The sequence below is a fragment of the Stenotrophomonas tumulicola genome (genome assembly GCF_014117215.1).
Lineage (GTDB): Bacteria > Pseudomonadota > Gammaproteobacteria > Xanthomonadales > Xanthomonadaceae > Stenotrophomonas > Stenotrophomonas tumulicola.
The window spans coordinates 43536-62026 of sequence record NZ_JACGXS010000010.1 but is presented as its reverse complement, the minus strand read 5'-3'; the positions used below and the strand labels follow the sequence as shown (position 1 = coordinate 62026).

Below are 18491 nucleotides of genomic sequence, written 5' to 3'. Positions count from 1 at the left end.
GACTGGCACATCGGTTTACACTTGACCCGGTCCATCATTGGACGCGTCCGCATCGGAGGGGAAGACCATGCAGTTCCCATCACGCCGCTTGTCGGCAAGCCTGATCCTGGCAGCCACATTGCCGCTGGCCGCCAGCTGCCACGCGGCCAGTCATCTGGTCCACGATGCAGGCGAGTTCGCCATTGCTGCCGCCGCCCTGCAACCCGGCGACGAAGTGGTGCTGGCCAATGGCACCTGGACCGATGTCCGCCTGCTGTTCAAGGCTAACGGCACGGCTGCCGCCCCGGTCACCCTGCGCGCACAGACCCCGGGCCAGGTGATCCTGAGCGGCCAGTCCGACCTGCGGCTGGCCGGCGAATACCTGCACGTTGCCGATCTGGTGTTCCGTGAAGGATTCACGCCGGGCGATGCGGTAGTGGCCTTCCGCGAATCCAGCAAGGCGGTCGCCCGGCACAGCCGCGTCACCGGATTGGTGATCGACGACTACAGCAATCCGGACAGCGGCGACCAGGACCAGTGGGTGATGCTGTATGGCGCGTTCAACCGGCTCGACCACAGCCAGCTGCGCGGCAAGACCAACGCCGGCCCGACCGTGGTGGTGGTGCGCGACGCCACGCAGGGCCTGGACAACCAGCACCGCATCGACCACAACTGGTTCGGCCCGCGGCCGGAACTGGGCGTCAATGGCGGGGAAACGCTGCGCGTCGGCGCCAGCGATGCGTCGCTGAGCGACTCCAACAGCACCGTCGAGTTCAACTGGTTCGAGGGCTGCGACGGCGAAACCGAAATCGTCTCCAACAAATCCGGCGGCAATACGTATCGTGGAAACGTGTTCTACCGTTCGGCCGGCGCCCTGACCCTGCGCCACGGCAATGGCAACCGGGTGATCGACAACGTGTTCATCGGCGATGGCAAGGCAGGCACCGGTGGGGTGCGGGTCATCAACGCCCGGCAGCTGGTGAGCAACAACTATTTCCAGGGACTGGCCGGCAGCAGCAACCGGGCCGCCCTGGCGGTGATGCATGGGCAGGCCGACGCCGCGCTTTCCGGTTACTCCCCGGTGGTGGACGCGGACCTGGAACGCAACACGTTCGTCGATATCGCAAAGTTGAGTTTCGGGGTCGGCTACAACGAGCAGAGCGGCGTCGTGGTGCCGCCCAGCAGCAGCCGCTTCAGCGGCAACCTCGTGGTCAACCGCAACGGCAAGGACCCGGTGACGGTCAACGGCAACCTGGCTGGCGTGGCATTCAGCGGCAACCTGCAATCGCCACAGGCCTCCACCGCGCTGCCCGGTGGCGTCGACGGTGCACAGGTAGCGCTGGCGCAATCCCCCACCGGGCTGTGGATACCCTCGCCCGCGCTTGGCGATATCGGCGCAGCCCCCAGCCTGGCCGTGATACCGCGCGACGATACCGGGGTGTCCTGGTATCCAAAACAAGGGGAATGGACGGAAGCGGCCACTGTCGGCCACCGTCTGCCCGCCAACGGAGCTGATCGATGAAACAGACGTGCCTGTCCTTCGCCCTTGTCCTTGCCTGCGCCGGGGGGGTGCTGGCCACGATGCCGTCGCCGCCTGCCCAGGCAGCGACAACCGCAACGTCGGAAAGTTCGGCCGCACCGGTGCTGGTGACCCCGGCGCAATGGCAGCAGATGGCCAGCCAGGGCGAACGCTATCCATGGTTCGCCAAGGAACAGGCACGCACCGAGGCACAGCTGCGGAAGATGATGCGCGCCGGCATCGACGTCCCATTCCCCAAGGACAAGGGCGGCGGCCGCACGCACGAACAGCACAAGCGCAATTACCAGGCACTGCTGGCGGCCGGTACGCTGTACAGGCTGACAGGCGACACTGAGTACGTGGACTACGCGCGGCGGATGCTGCTGGAGTACGCCAGGCTGTACCCCACGCTGGGGCCGCATCCGGAAGGCCGTGGGCAGATCCCGGGGCGCGTGTTCTGGCAGGTGCTCAACGATTCGGTGTGGCTGGTCAATGCGGTGCAAGGCTACGATGCCATCCGCGATGCACTGCCGGCCAAGGACCGGCAGACCATCGATGACAACGTGTTCCGGCCGATGGCCGAATTCCTCGCCAGCGAGCCGAAGAACTTCGACCAGATCCACAACCATTCGACCTGGGCAGTCGCGGCCACCGGCATGACCGGCTATGTGCTGCGCGACCAGGAACTGGTGGAGAAGTCACTGCGTGGCAGCCGCAAGGACGATACGTTCGGCTTCCTGCGCCAGATCGACCTGCTGTTCTCACCCGACGGATACTACGAGGAAGGTCCCTACTACCAGCGTTATGCGCTGGCGCCCTTCCTGCTGTTCGCCAACGCCATCGAGCGCAACGAGCCACGACGGAAGATCTTCGAGCGCCGCGACGGCGTGCTGCTGAAGGCGGTGGACGTGCTGGTGCAGAGCAGCTATGGCGGGCTGTTCTTCCCGATCAACGATGCCATCCTGGACAAAGGCGTGGACACTGAAGAACTGGTGGCCGGCATCGGCATCGCCTACGCGCGTACCGGTGATGGCCACCTGCTGTCGGTCGCCGAACAACAGGGCCGCCTGCTGCTGACGCCGGAAGGACTGCAGGTTGCACAGGCGCTGGCGGATGGCAAGGCGAAGCCGTTCGACTATCGACCGATGCTGCTGCGCGATGGCCCCGACGGCGATCGTGGTGGCCTGGCGATCCTGCGCATGGGCGGCGAAGGCGGCCAGGCGCTGGTGCAGAAGGACACCATGCAGGGCATGGGCCACGGCCACTTCGACAAGCTCAACTGGCTGTTCTACGACAACGGCCAGCCGGTGGTGACCGACTACGGTTCGGCGCGCTTCCTCAACGTGGAAGCCAAGCGCGGTGGCATCTACCTGGCCGAGAACCGCAGTTGGGCCAAGCAGACCGTTGCCCACAACACCCTCGTGGTGGACGAACGCAGCCACTTCAACGGTGATTGGAAACGCGGCGAGGAACACGCACCGACGGTACGTTTCTTCCAGGCTGACGAGGACACCCAGGTGGCCTCCGCGACGATGCGCGATGCGTACCCCGGCGTAACGTTCACCCGTACCCAGGCGCTGCTGCGGCATCCCGACCTGGGCCTGCCGGTGGTGCTGGACCTGCTGCAGGTGCAGGGCGCGAAGCCGGCGCGCTATGACCTGCCACTGCACTTCAATGGACATATCGTCAGCACCGGCTTCCAGGCCGAACGTTTCGTCGACCAGCGCCCGGTGCTGGGCAAGGACAACGGCTACCAGCACCTGTGGCTGGATGCGCGCAGCCCTGCCAGCAGCGAGGCGCGTACGTTGGCCTGGCTGCTCGATGGCCGCTTCTACAGCTACCGTTTCGGCAGCAGCGCGCCTGCGCAGGCGTTGCTGGTGGAGAGCGGCGCCAACGACCCCGAGTTCAACCTGCGCCGCGAGCCGGCCCTGGTGCAGCGCGTGGAAGGCCAGCGCGCGGTGAGTTTCTTCAGCGTGCTGGAGCCGCATGGCGAGTACAACGGCACCGCCGAATACGTGCACGGCGCCGACAGCCAGATCCGCGACCTGGTGCGGGTGCGCGGCACCGACGCAGAACTGCTGGAACTGCGCCTGGCCAGCGGCGCCCGCATTGCATTGGGCGTGGCCGACGACAGCACGAGCGAGGGCGAGCACACGGTCACCGTGGATGGCCATGCCTACCGCTGGCACGGCAGCCACGCACGCATGGACCGGACCGCCGGCAAGGAAGCGGCGCGATGAACGCAACCTCCCCGCTGCAGGGCCTGCGCAAGGTCCCGGTGCGTTCAGCCGTGCGCTGGCTGATCGTCGGCCTGATCGCGGTGGCCACGGTCATCAACTACATCGACCGCAACGCATTGGCGGTGATGTGGCCGGAAATCGCCCGTGAAGTCGGCGCGACCAAGGATGATTATGCGTTGCTGGTGACGGTCTTCATGCTGTTCTACGCCGCCGGGCAGTTCCTGTTCGGCCGCGTGTTCGACCTGATCGGCACGCGCATGGGCTTCGCCTTGTCGATCAGCGTGTGGTCGATTTCCATCGCCCTGCACGCCGTTACCCATTCCATCCTGTCTTTCAGCCTGGTGCGCGCGATGCTGGGGCTGAGCGAGGCCGGTGCCTGGCCTGGCGCGGTGAAGGCCAACGCGGAATGGTTCCCGGCGCGCGAACGGGCATTGGCGCAGGGCGTGTTCAATGCCGGCGCCTCCATCGGCGCCATCGTGTCGGCACCGGCGATCGCCGCGCTGTACCTGTGGCTGGGCTGGCGCGGCACCTTCGTACTGGTGGGCGCGCTGGGCTTCCTGTGGCTGCTGCCGTGGCTGTTCGTATACCGCGCCGGGCCGGACAAGCATCCGTGGGTGAGCGATGCCGAGCGCCGCCTGATCCTGCAGGACCAGCAAGGTGCCGATGCGACCACCGCCGCGCCGCGCGGCGTACGCGAACTGCTTTCCCACCGGCAGAGCTGGGGCATGCTCGCCTGCCGTTTCCTGCTCGACCCCATCTGGTGGTTGTTCGTGTCCTGGCTGCCGATCTACCTGGCGGAAACCTTCGGCTTCGACATCAAGCAGATCGGCCTGTTCGCCTGGGTGCCCTTCGTCGGCGCCATGCTCGGCAGCCTTGCAGGTGGCTGGCTGTCCGGACGCCTGATCCGTGCCGGCCACAGCGTGGACCGCGCGCGCAAATGGTCCATCACGTTGGGTTGCATCGTGATGGCACCGGCGCTGCTGGGTGCGGTGCTGGCCAACGATCCGCTGCTCGCGGTACTGACCATCGCCGCGGTGCTGTTCGGTTTCCAGGTGGCCATCGGCAACATCCAGACCTTGCCGGGCGACCTGTTCGGTGGTCGCTCGGTGGGCACGCTGGCCGGGCTGGGTGGGCTGGCCGCGGTGGCCGGCACGCTGATCACTACCTGGCTGGTTCCGGTGCTGACCCGTCAATCCTATGCGCCGATGTTCATCCTGGTCGCCGCGCTGGTCCCTCTTTCGCTGGTGGCGCTGTGGTGGCTGACCGGCACCGTGCGCCGCCTCGACGAGCCGTCGCCAGGCGCCTGACCCGCATCTCTTTCGCTTGTTTCCCCACGTAACAAAGGAGTTTTCCGCATGTCATTCCAGGACAAGGTGGCCATCGTCACCGGTGGCGGCCGCGATATCGGCCGCGCCATCTCGATCAAGCTCGCCGCCGCAGGCGCACGTGTGTGCTTCAACTATGCCAACGACGAAGCCAGCGCGCGCGAGACGCTGGCGATGATCGAAGCCGCTGGTGGCCAGGCCATCGTCCACCGCGCCGATGTCACCGATCCTGCAGCCGTGGCCGGACTGGTGGCCGCCGCGCAGGCCGCGTTCGGACAACGCATCGACCTGCTGGTCAACGTGGCCGGCGGCATGGTCGAACGGCGTCCGCTGGCCGGCATCGATCCGGCATTCTTCCACAAGGTCATCGACCTCAACCTGACCTCCACCTACCTCACCACGCATGCAGTCGTGCCGCACATGGGCGAAGGCAGCGCCATCGTCAACTTCGCCTCGCAGGCCGGACGCGATGGCGGCGGTCCCGGTGCATCGATCTACGCCACCGCCAAGGCTGGCGTGATGACTTTCACCCGCGCCATGGCCAAGGAACTCGGCCCGAAGGGCATCCGCGTCAATGCCTTGTGCTGCGGCATGATCGCCACCCGCTTCCATGATGAGTTCACCAAGCCGGAAGTGCGCACTGCCGTGGCAGCCGGTACACCGCTGCGCCGCCAGGGTCGTCCGGAAGAAGCGGCCGATGTGGCGGTGTACCTGGCCTCGGACGCGGCGGCCTTCGTGACTGGCGCGAACGTAGACGTCAACGGCGGCACTTTCTTCTCCTGACCTGGAGGCTCGGCCATGCTGCGCTGGTTCACTGCCCTACCCTTCGCCATCGGGGCCGCGCTTGCGGCCCCGGCTGCCATCGCCGAACCCATATGGGTCACCGCATGGACAGCCTCTCCCGCCCCGGACCGCCTGGATGGAACACCGCAGGCACCCGTGCAGTTCGCCGCACAGACCGTGCGCCAGGACATGCGGCTGGGCAGCCGAGCCGATGCGGTGCGCCTGCGCATCAGCAACGAACTGGGTGTTGCGACGCTGCGGGTGGAGGACATGACCCTGCGCGTGCAAGGTCGCGGCGGCACCGCCATGCCGGTACTGGTAGGGGGGCGCGCTGTCATCGAGGTCCCGGTCGGCGCTGCGTTGCTGAGCGATCCATTGCCGCTGCAGGCAGCGGCGATGGAGGAAGTGAGCGTCACCGCCTTCTTCCCGCAGCCGACACGGCCGGCAGTGCGGCGCACCACGCTGCGCGTGGTCGATGGTCGCCAACCCGGCGTCGGTGACCAGGTAGCGGTGTCCTATCGGCAGAACGTGATCTCGGCGGTGCTGGTGCAGCGCGAGGATCGCCCTTCGGTGATCGTGGCACTGGGCGATTCGATCACCGAAGGCGCAACCGCCAGCCGCGGCATGCACCAGCAGTGGCCGGAGCGCCTTGGCGTGCGGCTGCAGCAGGCCTGTCCGGATCGCTTCGTGGTACTCAACCAGGGTATCAGCGGCAACAAGCTGCTCGACCACGGCCGCAGCCACAGCGCCTTGGCGCGGCTGGACCGGGATGTCATCGCGGTGGCCGATGCCGACCAGGTGATCCTCTTCGAAGGCATCAACGACATCCGCCACGGCGGCGGGCCAGATCCGCTGCCCGGCCGCAACGCCGATGACATGATCCTTGGCTACCGGCAGCTCGCCACCCGCCTGCATGCGCACGGCGCGCGCGCCTACATCGGCACGCTGACTCCTTTTGGCGGCTCCGAACGCTATGAGCCGGTCTCGGCGCAGGCACGCACCGCCATCAATGCCTGGGCGCGCGGCAAGGACAGCGGATTCGATGCGGTGGTGGATTTCGATGCGACCCTGCGTGATCCGGCGCGGCCCGAGTCATTGCCCGGGGGCATCACCCGTGACCACCTGCATCCCAATGACGAAGGATACGCGCGGATGGCCGATGCGATCGACCTGGAGATGCTGGGATGCAAGGCGCGCTGACGGATGGACCGGGTAGAGCGGGTCCATGACCCGCTGCCATTTGCGCGGTGCCGAGACGAAAGACAGCGGGTCATGGACCCGCCCTACCAGGAATCAGCCTGCGCTGCGCGGACCGAACATGATCACGGCCATGCCGACCAGGCACAGCGTGACACCCAGCAGGTCCCAACGACTGGGCCGGATGCCATCGACCAGCCACAGCCACATCAATGCGGTACCGATGTAGACGCCGCCATAGGCGGCATACACGCGCCCGCTGGCGGTCGGATGCAGGGTCAACAGCCAGGCAAACAGGGCCAGGCTGGCGGCAGCCGGCAGTAGCAGCCACACGCTGCCGCCCTTGCGCAACCACATCCACGGCAGGTAGCAACCAATGATCTCGGCCAATGCCGTGACGATGAACAGCGCGAAGGTCTTCATCCCTTCTTTTCGCTGGCCTTGGCCTGTTGCCACAACGCTTCCTGGGCCTGCAGGTCGAGTGCGGACAATGCCATGCCGGTATCGGCCGCGCGTGCTTCCATCGTGCGGAAACGGCGCTCGAACTTGTGGTTGGCACCGCGCAGTGCAGCGCCCAGGTCGATGCCGCCATGGCGGGCCAGGTTGGCACAGACGAACAGCAGGTCGCCCAGCTCTTCCTGCAGGCGTTCCTGGTTGCCGGCAATGTCGCCGCGCTCGAATTCTTCGCGCAGTTCCTGCAGTTCTTCGGCCGCCTTTTCCAGCACCGGCAACGGACCGGGCCAGTCGAAGCCGACCCTGGCAGCGCGCGACTGCAGTTTCATGGCACGCTGCCATTCGGGCAGCCCCCGTGAGATGCCAGCCAGCGCCGAGGTATCGGCCTCCCCCTTGGCAGCGCGTTCTTCGCGCTTGATCGCCTCCCAGTTGCGCAATACCTCTTCGGCATCGTCCGCGCTCGCGTCGGCGAAGATATGCGGATGCCGACGTACCATCTTGTCGCTGATCGTGCGGGCCACGTCGGCGAAGGCAAAAGCACCCTGCTCTTCGGCCATGCGCGCATGGAACACCACCTGCAGCAGCAGGTCGCCCAGTTCGTCGCAGAGGTCGTCCAGGTCGCCGCGATCGATCGCATCGGCCACCTCGTACGCCTCCTCGATGGTATAGGGGGCGATGGTGGAAAAATCCTGCTCCAGGTCCCACGGGCAACCCGCCTGTGGATCGCGCAGGCGGGCCATGATCGCCAACAGGCGCCCCAACTGGTCAGCGGCCTCGATTTCGATCATCAACGTTCCTCTTCAGCATCGGTCATCCAGGTGCGCCACGGCAGCCGGCCGTCACCAAGCGCGATGAAATCGCCGTTGAGCAGGCTCTCGCGGCGGTTGTAGCGGAAGGGCTTGCCCGTCGCGGCCGAGAGTACCACCCCACCTGCAGCATGCAGCACGCACTGCCCCGCCGCGGTATCCCATTCGCTGGTGGGGCCGAGCCGCGGATAGACATCAAGGCCACCCTCGGCAATGCGGCAGAACTTCAACGACGAGCCCTGCGCCACGGTTTCGATATCGCCCATGCGCTGCAGCAGCGCCTGCGTGCGGGGCGAGCGGTGCGAACGGCTGGCCGCCACCCGCAACGGCGCCTGCGCCGGCACCCGGGTGCGCAGCACCGTGTCGTGCAGGCCCTGGCGGCGATAGGCCTGTTCGCCGCGCATGGCATGCCATGCCAGCCCGGTCACCGGTGCCAGCACCACGCCGAACGTCGGAGCGCCCTGGTAGACCAGTGCGATGTTGACGCTGAACTCGCCATTTCGCTTGATGAACTCACGCGTCCCGTCGAGCGGGTCGACCAGCCAGTAGGCTCCCCAGTGACGACGCGTCTCCCAGTCCACCAGGGGCGATTCTTCCGACAGGATCGGCAGGTCCGGAGTGAGCCGCGACAGACCGTCGACGATGCACTGGTTCGCGGCAAGATCGGCGGCGGTGACGGGGCTGTCGTCGTCCTTCAGGATGACGTCGAAACCGGCAGCGTAGACCTGCATGATCGCCGCAGCTGCATCCTGTGCGATGGCAATGACGGTTTCCCGCAGGTCATTGGTGATGCGCACGTGGGTCATGCCGTCCACGGCCGATGGGCATACGGCCCTGTTGCGTGGCCGCTCATGCGCCCTGTTCCAGCCACTGCCGCGCGATGAACAGGGCCGCCAGCGAGCGGCCTTCGGAAAATTCCTCGCGCAGCATCAACTGGTCCAGCCGCGACAACTTCCACGGCACCACTTCCAGCTCTTCCGGTTCATCACCGGGTAGCCGTTCCGGATACAGGTCACGCGCCACCACCAGCCAGGACTGGTGGCTCATATAGGTAGGGGCGAGGGTCATGGCGCGCAGCACGTCCACGCGGCGCGCGCCGTAGCCAGCCTCTTCCTTCAGTTCCCGGTCGGCGGCCTGTTCAGGCGTCTCGCCCGCATCGATGCGTCCCTTGACCAAGCCCAGTTCGTAACGGTGCATGCCGGCCGCATACTCGCGCACCAGCAACACGGTGTCCTCATCCAGCATCGGCACCACCACCACCGCACCATGGCCACGGCTGACCAGCCGCTCGAAGCGCCGGCGTTCGCCATTGGAGAACTCCAGGTCCAGGTGCTGGCGCTGGAAGGGCCCGTTCTCCTCGTCCGTGATGCGATGGATGATGGGAAGCGGGCGGCTCATGCGGGAATCCCCGTGCGGGCCGATAGAATGGGCGGAGGCAGCAACATGTTCATGAGCCCAAGATGCTAGCAGACCCACCGCCCTCCCCGCTGGACGCCGACGACCAGGACGTTTCCGTGCTGGCCTGCCGGCGCCCGCCCCCCCTCCCGGAGACCACCGCATGCGCGTGACCCGTTGTCCCGTCGACCTGCCGTTGCAGGTGGGGCTGACCTTGTCGTTGCCGGAAGATACCGCCAACCACCTGCTGCGGGTCCTGCGCCTGCGCGAGGGCGATGGCTGCGTCCTGTTCAACGGCGATGGCCATGACTACGCTGCCACCGTGGTCGCGGCCGGCAAGCGCGAGGCCCAGGTCCGCATCGACCAGTCGCTGGCGGTGGACCGCGAATCGTCCCTGCGCATCACCCTGCTGCAGGGCGTGGCGCGCGGCGAGAAGATGGACCTGATCCTGCAGAAGGCCACCGAACTGGGCGTGGCCGCCATCGTGCCGGTCAACGCCGAGCGCACCGAGGTCAGGCTCGACGGCGCCCGGGCGGAGAAGCGCGTGGCGCATTGGAACAGCATCGTGCGTTCCGCCTGCGGACAATCAGGACGTGCTGCCATCCCGTTGGTGGAAGCCCCCACCGCGCTGGCCACGGCCATGTCCATGCTGCCCGGCAACGCATTGCGGCTGACCCTGGACCCGCTCGGCAGCCAGCGCCTGTCCACCCTGGATGCAGCGCCAGCGGACGGTATCGTCATTGCCATCGGTCCGGAAGGGGGCTGGTCGCCGCGTGATCGCGGGCAACTGGAGCAAGCGGGCTTCCAGGGCCTGCAACTGGGTCCGCGCATCCTGCGCACGGAAACCGCAGGGCTGGCCGCGATCGCTGCACTGCAGGCGCGGCTGGGAGACCTGGGCTGAACCCGGCCCGGCAACGCCGGGCCATGCCCGGCGCCTGCGCCCTATAGCGTATCCAGCGCCCGTTCCAGCGCGTCCAGGTTAGGCAACAACGCGCTCTGTTCGCCCAGCAGCACCCGCATGTGCACGCTGTCGGGCAGCGTCTCTTCGGAGGCATCGGCCAGCAGGCCATCGCGCGGCACCGAAATCAGCTGCGGGAAGCTCTGCGTAAGCAAGGCGAAATAGGGGCGCCGTGCATCGCCGGCAAGCGACTTCAGCACCACCACCTTGTTGTTGGCGCCAATGCTCTCCTCGCCCAGCCCGGACAACCGCGCAAAGGACACCAGCGGCACGTTCCAGCCGTGCCAGACGAGTTCGCCGAGCAGCCATCGGGGGCCATCGGCCGTCGGCTCCACCACCGCTTTTGCCATCATTTCGGCCACGGTGGCGCTGGGCAACAGCACGCGCTCGGCGCCGGACTGGATCAGGACGCCACGGATTTCATCATTGCTGGTGTAGCTCACTGCGATTCCCCTTGTTCCGGAAGTGCCCAGCGTGCGCTGATCGCCTGCGCAAGCTCCTGCGGTTCACCTGCGAACATGCCAGCGGCCACCACGGCGGTGGCTGCGGCCGGGTCATAGCAGGCATCGCCTACCTGGCCGCCAACCCAGGCACCGGCTTCGGCCAGGTCCAGCACATGCCCGACACGACCGAGGTCGGCACCACTGAGCACCACCACCGCGCTTTCGGCAGCCGGCAGCGTGGACAGCTCCAGGCCGTGTGCATGCGAATGGAAGTACAGGCCCTCGTCGCGCATGCCGAGCGCGCTGTCGTCGGACAGGATGTAAACCCGCCCTTCCAGCACGTCCGAACCGGGCTCCGCCAGTTCCACCGGCAACGGCGACACACGCGCCATCTGCTTGACCAGGTTGCCGTAGCGCGCGCCGTCAAGTGGAATGCTCACCAGCAGCGGCACGCCAAGGCGTGCAGGCAGCGCGCCAAGCAGACGACGCAGTGCGTCCGGCCCCCCGATGCCGGCCAGCACCACGACGGCACCTCGGGCGCCGCCTCGCGGTCCCGGCGCCGGTTCCATCTCCACCAGCGACAATCCCCCAACATCGAATGCAGGCAGCGGCGACTGCGCTGCAACGGGCGATGCACCTGCATCGGCGCCTGCAACTTCGTCCATCAACGACCAGTTGTTGTGGTCGCCCAACGAAGCCGGCACCGCTGGCGTATCCGGTTCCGGTGGCAGGTACAGGCTGTCGCCGGGCAGCTGCCCGGCCGCATCGGCCGCTTCGTCCAGATGGAACGACAGGGGCGCCTCGGCGTGCAGCTCGGCAGGCGTGGCAGGCAGGCCCGGTTCCGGCAGCACCACTTCTTCAACCTCCGCGCCCGGTGGCAGCACCTGCGCATGGCCATGCAGCTTGGCGGCAAGATGGCGGGCCCAACGTTGGGTTTCCCAGCCTTCGCGGCGCGCGGCCAGCTCAGCTTCGTCGAATACCAACGTGAAGTCAGGCGACGAAAGCACCACATCGAGCCGCTCCAGGGCGTCTTCCACCGCAGGCTCCAGCGCGATCACCACGGCCTGTGGCGCAGCGGCCAGCAAGGTGGCCGGATCCAGCGAAGCCGGGTCTTCTTCCAGCACCAGTGCCACGCCGGCCTGCGCCAGCGCTTCGCGCAACCGTTCACGCGCTGGGCCGCTGCGTGCCAGCAGGGCCACCGCCGGGATGGCGTTTGCATCATTCACGGACACGGGCAATCCCCAGCAGGTCGTACACATTGCGCATCAGGTCCAGCTCCTGGTACGGCTTGCCCAGATACCGCTGCACGCCGATCTCGAAGGCACGCTGGCGATGCTTTTCGCCACTGCGCGAGGTGATCATCACGATCGGGACGTCCCGATAGCGCGGGTCGGCACGCATCGCCGTCGCCAGCTCATAGCCGTCCATGCGCGGCATCTCGATGTCCAGCAGCATCAGGTCCGGGACGCGCTCGTCGAGCCGTTCCAGTGCTTCCACGCCGTCGCGGGCGACGCTGACTTCGAAGTTGTGCCGTTCCAGGATCCGCCCGGTCACCTTGCGCATGGTCAGCGAATCGTCCACCACCATCACCAGCGGAACCTGGCGCTGCTGTTCCTGCGTGGGCGCCGGCAGCGGCCGGTGCGGGTTGGCGACGAACCGGCGCACCAGCGGTGCCACGTCCAGGATCACCACCACGCGCCCATCACCTGTGATGGTGGCGCCGTAGATGCCCGGCACCGAGGCGATCTGCAGGCCGACCGGCTTGACCACCACTTCACGATTGCCCAGCACCTGGTCGATCGCCACGGCAGCACGCAGGTCACCGGCACGTACCAGCAGCAGCGGTACCTGCGCCTGCCCTTCGGCGCGTGCCGGTGCCTGGCCGACCAGGCTGCCCAGGTCATGCAGCGCGAAGTCCTCGCCGCTGTAGCGGTAACTGCTGTCACCGGCCTCGAACCGTTCGCGCGAGATGCGGCCGATGCCGCTGACCGAGGCCACGGGCACCGCGAACGTCGTATCGCCGATCTGCACGAACACTGCCTGGGTGACCGCCAGCGTCTGCGGAAGGCGCAGGGTGAAGCGCGCCCCTTGGCCACGGACCGAGTGGATGTCCACGCTGCCGCCAAGCTGGCGCACTTCATTGCGGACCACGTCCATGCCCACGCCGCGTCCAGCCAACTGGCTGAGCTGGTCGGCCGTGCTGAAGCCTGCAGCAAAGATCAGGTTGTCCAGCTCATCGTCGGCCAGCGTCGCGTCCGCGTGGATCAGGCCGCGCTCCAGTGCGCGGCGGCGGATGGCATCGCGATCGAGGCCAGCGCCATCGTCGGCGACTTCCAGCACGATCTCGGACCCCTCGCGCTGCAGTCGCAGCGAGATTTCACCTTCTTCCGGCTTGCCGGCGGCGCGACGCTGCTCGGCGGATTCCAGCCCGTGCGCCACCGAGTTGCGCAGCATGTGCTCCAGTGGCGCGACCATCCGGTCCAGCACGTTGCGGTCCAGCTCGCCGTGTGTGCCTTCCAGCGTCAGGTGCACCTGCTTTCCGGTGTCCGCGCCGGCCTGGCGCACCACGCGCCGCAGCCGTGGCACCAACCCGTCGAAGGGCACCATGCGCGCGCGCATCAGGCCATCCTGCAGTTCCGAACTTACCCGCGACTGCTGCTGCAGCAGCGAATCGTACTGCCGCGACAGATCGTCCAGCACGCCCTGCAGGCCGCCGAGATCGGCTGCCGATTCGTTCAGTGCACGGCTCAGCTGTTGCAGGGTGGAGAAGCGATCCAGCTCAAGCGGATCGAATGCCTGGTCGGCCTGTTCCTGTTCGCGCTGGTAGCGGGCGACGATCTGCGCTTCGGTTTCCAGGTCCAGCCGTCGCAACTGGTCGCGAAGGCGCGCATTGGTACGTTCCAGTTCGCCCATGGCGCCCCGGAACGCGCCCAGCTGCTGTTCCAGCCGCGAGCGGTAGATCGCCACCTCACCGGCATGGTTCACCAGCCGATCAAGCAGGTCGGCACGCACGCGCACCTGCTCCTGCTGGGGACGCTGCGTGCCTTCCTCGTCAGCGCCGGCGTCCACCGGCAACGGCGCCGACAGGGGCACGCTGGCCATCAGTTCAGCGGTACCTGCCGGCAGGACATCGCCTTCGCCCGCGCTGCTTCCGCCACCGTCATGTCCGTGGGTGCGGGCATCGAATGCAGCTACCAGGTCATCGGCGGGCTGCACCTGGCGGTGTTCGCCGGTCAGGATCAACAGGCGATGCAGCCGGTCGAAGCCGCGCTCCAGCAACTGCACGTCACCGCGCTCAAGACGCGTACGCCCTGCAGCAACCGCTTCCAGCACCGACTCGATGCCATGTCCCAGGTCGCCGATCGCGTTGATGCCCGCCATGCGCGCACCGCCCTTCAGCGTATGCAGATCGCGCTGCAGGCCGGCCAGCACGTCGCGGTCATCCGGCGCGGCACGCAGCTCATGGATCAGGCCATCGCAATGGTCCAGCAGGTCCTTGCCTTCTTCCACGAAGATGTCGACCAGCTCACGGTCGAACACGGTGAAGTCCAGCACATCGGCATCCAACGCAGAAGGCGCTGGCGACTGTCCGATGGCGGCCACGCCGGTATCGACGGCCTCGTGGGCGATCGGCACTTCCATTTCGAAATAGGGCTGGCGGAACGCCTCGCCGGGTGCCTCAACGGCATCGGTCGCATCGTCGGCAGGCTCTTCGGCGAAGGCATCGGCCTCGGCCGGCTGCTGCTGGCCACCTACGCCAATTACATGCACCGCCTCGTCATCTGACGCGCTCTCTTCCACCACATGCAGCCCTTCCTCCAGCGCCTGCTGCAGTGACAATGCGTTCCCGAACGACGGTACGTCCGGGAACGCCTCCTGCGCATCGTCGGCATCGGCGTCGGCCGCATCGGGTCCGGACCACGACTCATCCGCACCGCCCGTCGACGTCGGCCCGGTAGCGACCACGCCCGGTTGGGCCTGCGCATCGTCGCCTGGCAGCGAGGCCTCGATGGCATCGTCCACGTATCGCGACAGGTCATCGGCACCGGTGAGCTGCACATCGAACGACGCAGGCAGCCTGTCGTGGGCCCGTGGCGCGTCCACCGTTTCCTCAACGTCAGCTACGTCCGGCTGCGCGCTGCCAGCCCATGGATTCCCGATGCCCTCCTGCATTGCAGGCACCAGGAACGCGGACAGATCGGTAGCGGCAGTCAACTCGACAGGCGCCGGATCAACCTCCGGGGCGACGGCCTCTTCCAGGACAGTGCCGGTGACCTGCAATTGCAGGTCGTCCGTCGTTTCGACCTGCCCGACCCCTCCAGCCTCTCCAGCGCCTTCGACTGCTTCGACTGCTTCGGCATCCGCAGCCGCGTCGGCGTCTGCGACCTCCTCGACATCTTCGATTTCTTCGATCTCGTCGAACGCAGGCCACTGTGCTTCTGGCAGCGAGGCTGCCAGCGCCTGCAGCCGGTCGGCCAATGCCTGCTGCGATGGCACGCGCGGCTGTTCGGCCTGCAGCGCCAGCATGGTCGCCTCGATGGCCCGGGCAGTGGCGGCCAATGCGTCGACAGCGGGTTGGCCTGGCAACTCGGCGGCAGCCAGCGCGCGCTTGATGTAACTCTCCGCGCTGCCGGTCACCAGGGTGATCTCGGGCACGTCGGTCATCGCGAACGCGCCGTTCATGGTGTGCACGGCACGCAGCAATGGATCGCTTACCGGCTGTGGCCCTGCCTGCGCCTGCCGCAGCCAGGCATTGAGCGTGACCATGTGCGCATCCACCTCGGCTTCGAGGATCTCGCGCAGCACACTGTCGATATCGGCTGGCGTGCCTTCAGCCTCTTCCGTCGCCGCTGCGGCATCCCGCACCGGCGGGTCAGCCGCTTCCTGGCCGGCCCGTGCCTCCACCGGCGTCGTCGGCAGCGGCACATGGAACGTTTCCTCGCCCGCCGCAACGCGGTCGGCAATGGCCTGCAGTGCCTGTAGATCGGTGCTGATCGGCGACCCGCCGCGCAAAGCGGCGTTGAGCTCGGGCAGGGCCTGGTAGGCCTGCTCTACTGCGGCAACCACCGCCGCCGAGGCCGGACGCATGCCCTCCAGCACCCGGTTGAGCATGCCTTCGATCTTCCACGAAAACTCGCCCAGCGTGCGTGCGCCGACCAGGCGGCCACTGCCCTTCAAGGTGTGGAATACGCGGCGGATCGGACGCAGCCGATCCATGTTGTCCGGCTGCATGCGCCATGCAGGCAGCAGGTTGCCCAGGTTCTCCAGCTCTTCGTCGAACTCCTCCAGGAACACGTCCCGGATGTCCTGGTCGATGTTCTCGGCCTGTTCGTCGAAGCCCGCCACCCACGTGGCAGGCGGCACGACGGCCGCCGCTGTCGGCGACGCGGCGGCTTCGTGCACCGCTGTCGCATCGGCCTGTGCGGCATCCGGATCGAACGTCGCCGCCGCCGCCGTCAACTCGGCGAAGAAGTGCGCATCGGCATCGGCATCGTCCTGGCCGGCCTCGCCAGCCACGTCCAGTGCACCGAAGCCTGCGGGAACCTCGACCCCCTCGGCTTCCATCGTGTCCAGCGACAGCACGTCATCGGCGTGGGTGATGCCACTTTCATCAAAATGGAAGCTGATCGCCTCACCGCCATCCAGGGCGACATCGGCTTCGGCCAGGACCGGATCGAACACACCTTCGTCAATGACCAGCAGCCCATCGGTGGCGACATCCGCGCCATCCTGCACGGGCAGCGGCGGCACGTCGGCATCCACCCACTGCATCGGCGCCACCGTCGTGGCGATGGAAGCCTCGACATCCTCGGCCGAAACGGGATCGAAATCGGCGGACATGTCGGCCCGCTCGTCGTCGGCAGGTCCTGCTGGCTCGAACACGACATCTGGCAGCCGTGGCGGAACCTGCGCCGGTGCAGCAGCCAATGGCGTCAGTTCCAACGCGTCCCAGCCAACCGGCGGCAATGGTGGAACCTGCAGCGCTTCGCGCAGTACCGGCGCCTCCACCTCTTCCACCGGAGCCGCTGCGGCGGTCGCCGCAGGCACCGTGGCCTGATGCACGGGAAGCGGCCAGTAATGCAGCGCCTCCAGGCTGCTGCGGGTGATGTCCAGGATGCTTTCGCGCCCGGGGCGGCGGTCGCGCAGTGCTTCCAGGTAATACTCCAGGCTGGCCATGGCATCGGCCAGGGTGTCCAGGTGGCGCCCACTGGGCACGCGCTGGCGGGCAACCAGTTCGGTGTCGATGTAGCGCTGCACGCCCCCCAGGTAGCCAGCCGGCGTGGCAAGGTCGAGCATGCGCAGCGCGCCGCCCACTTCACCCAGCAGCCGCGGCACTTCGCGCAGCTCGTCATGGTTCCAGTTGGTTTCGATGAACGCGACGAAATGCTCGCGCGCCACGGTGAAGTTGGCGATCGCTTCATGCGCCAGGATTTCCAGCGTCCGCCGGGTCTCGGCAGCGGCCGGGTCATCCTCGCCGCTTCCGGCCGCGCCCAGGTGCGCGACCTGGTCGTCCAGCGATGCGTCGACGTAAAGCAGTGCCCCGGCGACGTCCAGCAACATGCCTTCGTCGATCTGTTGCTGGCCTTCGACGACGGCGCGCAGCGCATCGCGCTGCTGCACCACGACGTTGCGGGCCACATCCAGGCCCATCATTGCCAGCGTATCGCCTACCGCGCCCAGCTCATCCACCTGTTGCTGCAGTTGCCGGGGTTGTCCCTCCGTCCGCAGGTGCAGGTCCAGCGCGTCCTTGATCCGCAGCAGCTCTTCCTTCACCGCGCTGCCCACGGTATCCAGCAGCTCGCGGTTGCGCCCACTCAGGCTGCCCCGGGCATGGTCCAGTTCGGCTTCACTGGCTTCCACGCTTTCCGGGGCGAAGGCCAACAGCACGCTTTCATTGATGCCCGGCGCACCACGCGCGGCGCGGATATCGTTGAGCAGCGGCAGCAGCACGATGGGAATGTCGCGATGGCCGTTCTGCAGGCGCTCCAGGTAATCGGGCAGCAGCACGCTGCCGCGCATCAAGGTGGCACAGGCCTCGTCGCGGTCCAGCACCTCGCCGGCGCCCACGGCTTCGGCCAGTTGCTCCAGCTCCTCGGCCACCATCGCCGGGGCATACAGTTCGACCATGCGCAGGGTTCCCTGCACCTGGTGCAGGTAGCCTGCGCAGAAGCGCATGCGGCTGGTATCGGACGGCGCTTCGACGAAATACTCGACCTCGTTGCGCACCTGGCGCAGGGTCTCGTCCAGCTCCGGCTTCACCCAGCCCAGGGCGGCGTGGCTCATTGCGTCGCGCAGGGTACTCATGGCTGGGCTCCGGTCGCCGCCACGGCCTTGCAACGACGTGCACGGGCGGCTTGTTGGCGGGAATAATGACGATGCTTCATCAGGTGAT

At 67.2% G+C, this 18491-nt stretch carries 13 protein-coding genes; 6 read left to right on the top strand and 7 right to left on the bottom strand.

Annotation, left to right across the window (positions count from 1 at the left end; genetic code table 11):
• The first annotated feature begins 67 nt into the window (after nucleotides 1–67).
• Genes H4O11_RS15865 through H4O11_RS15845 form a run of 5 tightly spaced genes read left to right on the top strand, consistent with a single transcriptional unit; the run spans nucleotide 68 to nucleotide 7046 of the window.
• The gene (locus H4O11_RS15865; protein ID WP_182340568.1) at nucleotides 68–1501 is read left to right on the top strand and encodes a polysaccharide lyase 6 family protein; all 1434 of its coding nucleotides are present in this window, start codon (nucleotides 68–70) and stop codon (nucleotides 1499–1501) included.
• Complete coding sequence (locus tag H4O11_RS15860; RefSeq protein WP_182340566.1) at nucleotides 1498–3738, top strand: oligoalginate lyase; 2241 nt, start codon at nucleotides 1498–1500, stop codon at nucleotides 3736–3738. The genes H4O11_RS15865 and H4O11_RS15860 overlap by 4 nt, the downstream gene beginning before the upstream one ends.
• Nucleotides 3735–5045, top strand: a complete 1311-nt coding sequence (locus H4O11_RS15855; RefSeq protein ID WP_182340564.1) for an MFS transporter — start codon at nucleotides 3735–3737, stop codon at nucleotides 5043–5045. Before H4O11_RS15860 ends, H4O11_RS15855 begins: the two co-directional genes overlap by 4 nt.
• Nucleotides 5046–5093: 48 nt before the next feature.
• Complete coding sequence (locus H4O11_RS15850; protein WP_182340562.1) at nucleotides 5094–5846, top strand: SDR family NAD(P)-dependent oxidoreductase; 753 nt, start codon at nucleotides 5094–5096, stop codon at nucleotides 5844–5846.
• Between the two features lie 15 nt (nucleotides 5847–5861).
• Nucleotides 5862–7046: a GDSL-type esterase/lipase family protein gene (locus tag H4O11_RS15845; RefSeq protein ID WP_182340560.1), complete on the top strand. Its 1185-nt coding sequence runs from the start codon at nucleotides 5862–5864 to the stop codon at nucleotides 7044–7046.
• Nucleotides 7047–7139: 93 nt separating this feature from the next.
• Here the strand turns inward: H4O11_RS15845 and H4O11_RS15840 are convergent, their stop codons facing one another.
• From H4O11_RS15840 to nudE, 4 genes are read right to left on the bottom strand one after another with little or no spacing between them, the layout of a single operon-like run.
• Nucleotides 7140–7466, bottom strand: a complete 327-nt coding sequence (locus H4O11_RS15840; RefSeq protein ID WP_182340558.1) for a YnfA family protein — start codon at nucleotides 7464–7466, stop codon at nucleotides 7140–7142.
• Complete coding sequence (mazG, locus tag H4O11_RS15835) at nucleotides 7463–8284, bottom strand: nucleoside triphosphate pyrophosphohydrolase (RefSeq protein WP_182340556.1); 822 nt, start codon at nucleotides 8282–8284, stop codon at nucleotides 7463–7465. Before mazG ends, H4O11_RS15840 begins: the two co-directional genes overlap by 4 nt.
• Nucleotides 8284–9108, bottom strand: a complete 825-nt coding sequence (gene cysQ / locus H4O11_RS15830; protein WP_182340554.1) for a 3'(2'),5'-bisphosphate nucleotidase CysQ — start codon at nucleotides 9106–9108, stop codon at nucleotides 8284–8286. Before cysQ ends, mazG begins: the two co-directional genes overlap by 1 nt.
• Nucleotides 9109–9151: 43 nt before the next feature.
• The gene (gene nudE / locus H4O11_RS15825) at nucleotides 9152–9700 is read right to left on the bottom strand and encodes an ADP compounds hydrolase NudE (RefSeq protein ID WP_182340552.1); all 549 of its coding nucleotides are present in this window, start codon (nucleotides 9698–9700) and stop codon (nucleotides 9152–9154) included.
• 160 nt (nucleotides 9701–9860) lie between these two features.
• Here nudE and H4O11_RS15820 point away from each other — a divergent pair, with 160 nt between their 5' ends.
• On the top strand, nucleotides 9861–10598 hold the full coding sequence (locus H4O11_RS15820; RefSeq protein ID WP_182340550.1) for a 16S rRNA (uracil(1498)-N(3))-methyltransferase: 738 nt from the start codon (nucleotides 9861–9863) through the stop codon (nucleotides 10596–10598).
• 41 nt (nucleotides 10599–10639) lie between these two features.
• Here H4O11_RS15820 and H4O11_RS15815 read toward each other — a convergent pair whose 3' ends face one another.
• Genes H4O11_RS15815 through H4O11_RS15805 form a run of 3 tightly spaced genes read right to left on the bottom strand, consistent with a single transcriptional unit; the run spans nucleotide 10640 to nucleotide 18403 of the window.
• The gene (locus H4O11_RS15815; RefSeq protein ID WP_182340548.1) at nucleotides 10640–11098 is read right to left on the bottom strand and encodes a chemotaxis protein CheW; all 459 of its coding nucleotides are present in this window, start codon (nucleotides 11096–11098) and stop codon (nucleotides 10640–10642) included.
• Entirely contained in the window at nucleotides 11095–12330 is a 1236-nt protein-coding gene (locus H4O11_RS15810; protein ID WP_182340546.1) for a chemotaxis protein CheB, read from the bottom strand. The genes H4O11_RS15815 and H4O11_RS15810 overlap by 4 nt, the downstream gene beginning before the upstream one ends.
• The gene (locus tag H4O11_RS15805) at nucleotides 12317–18403 is read right to left on the bottom strand and encodes an Hpt domain-containing protein (RefSeq protein WP_182340544.1); all 6087 of its coding nucleotides are present in this window, start codon (nucleotides 18401–18403) and stop codon (nucleotides 12317–12319) included. Before H4O11_RS15805 ends, H4O11_RS15810 begins: the two co-directional genes overlap by 14 nt.
• Nucleotides 18404–18491: the final 88 nt, after the last annotated feature.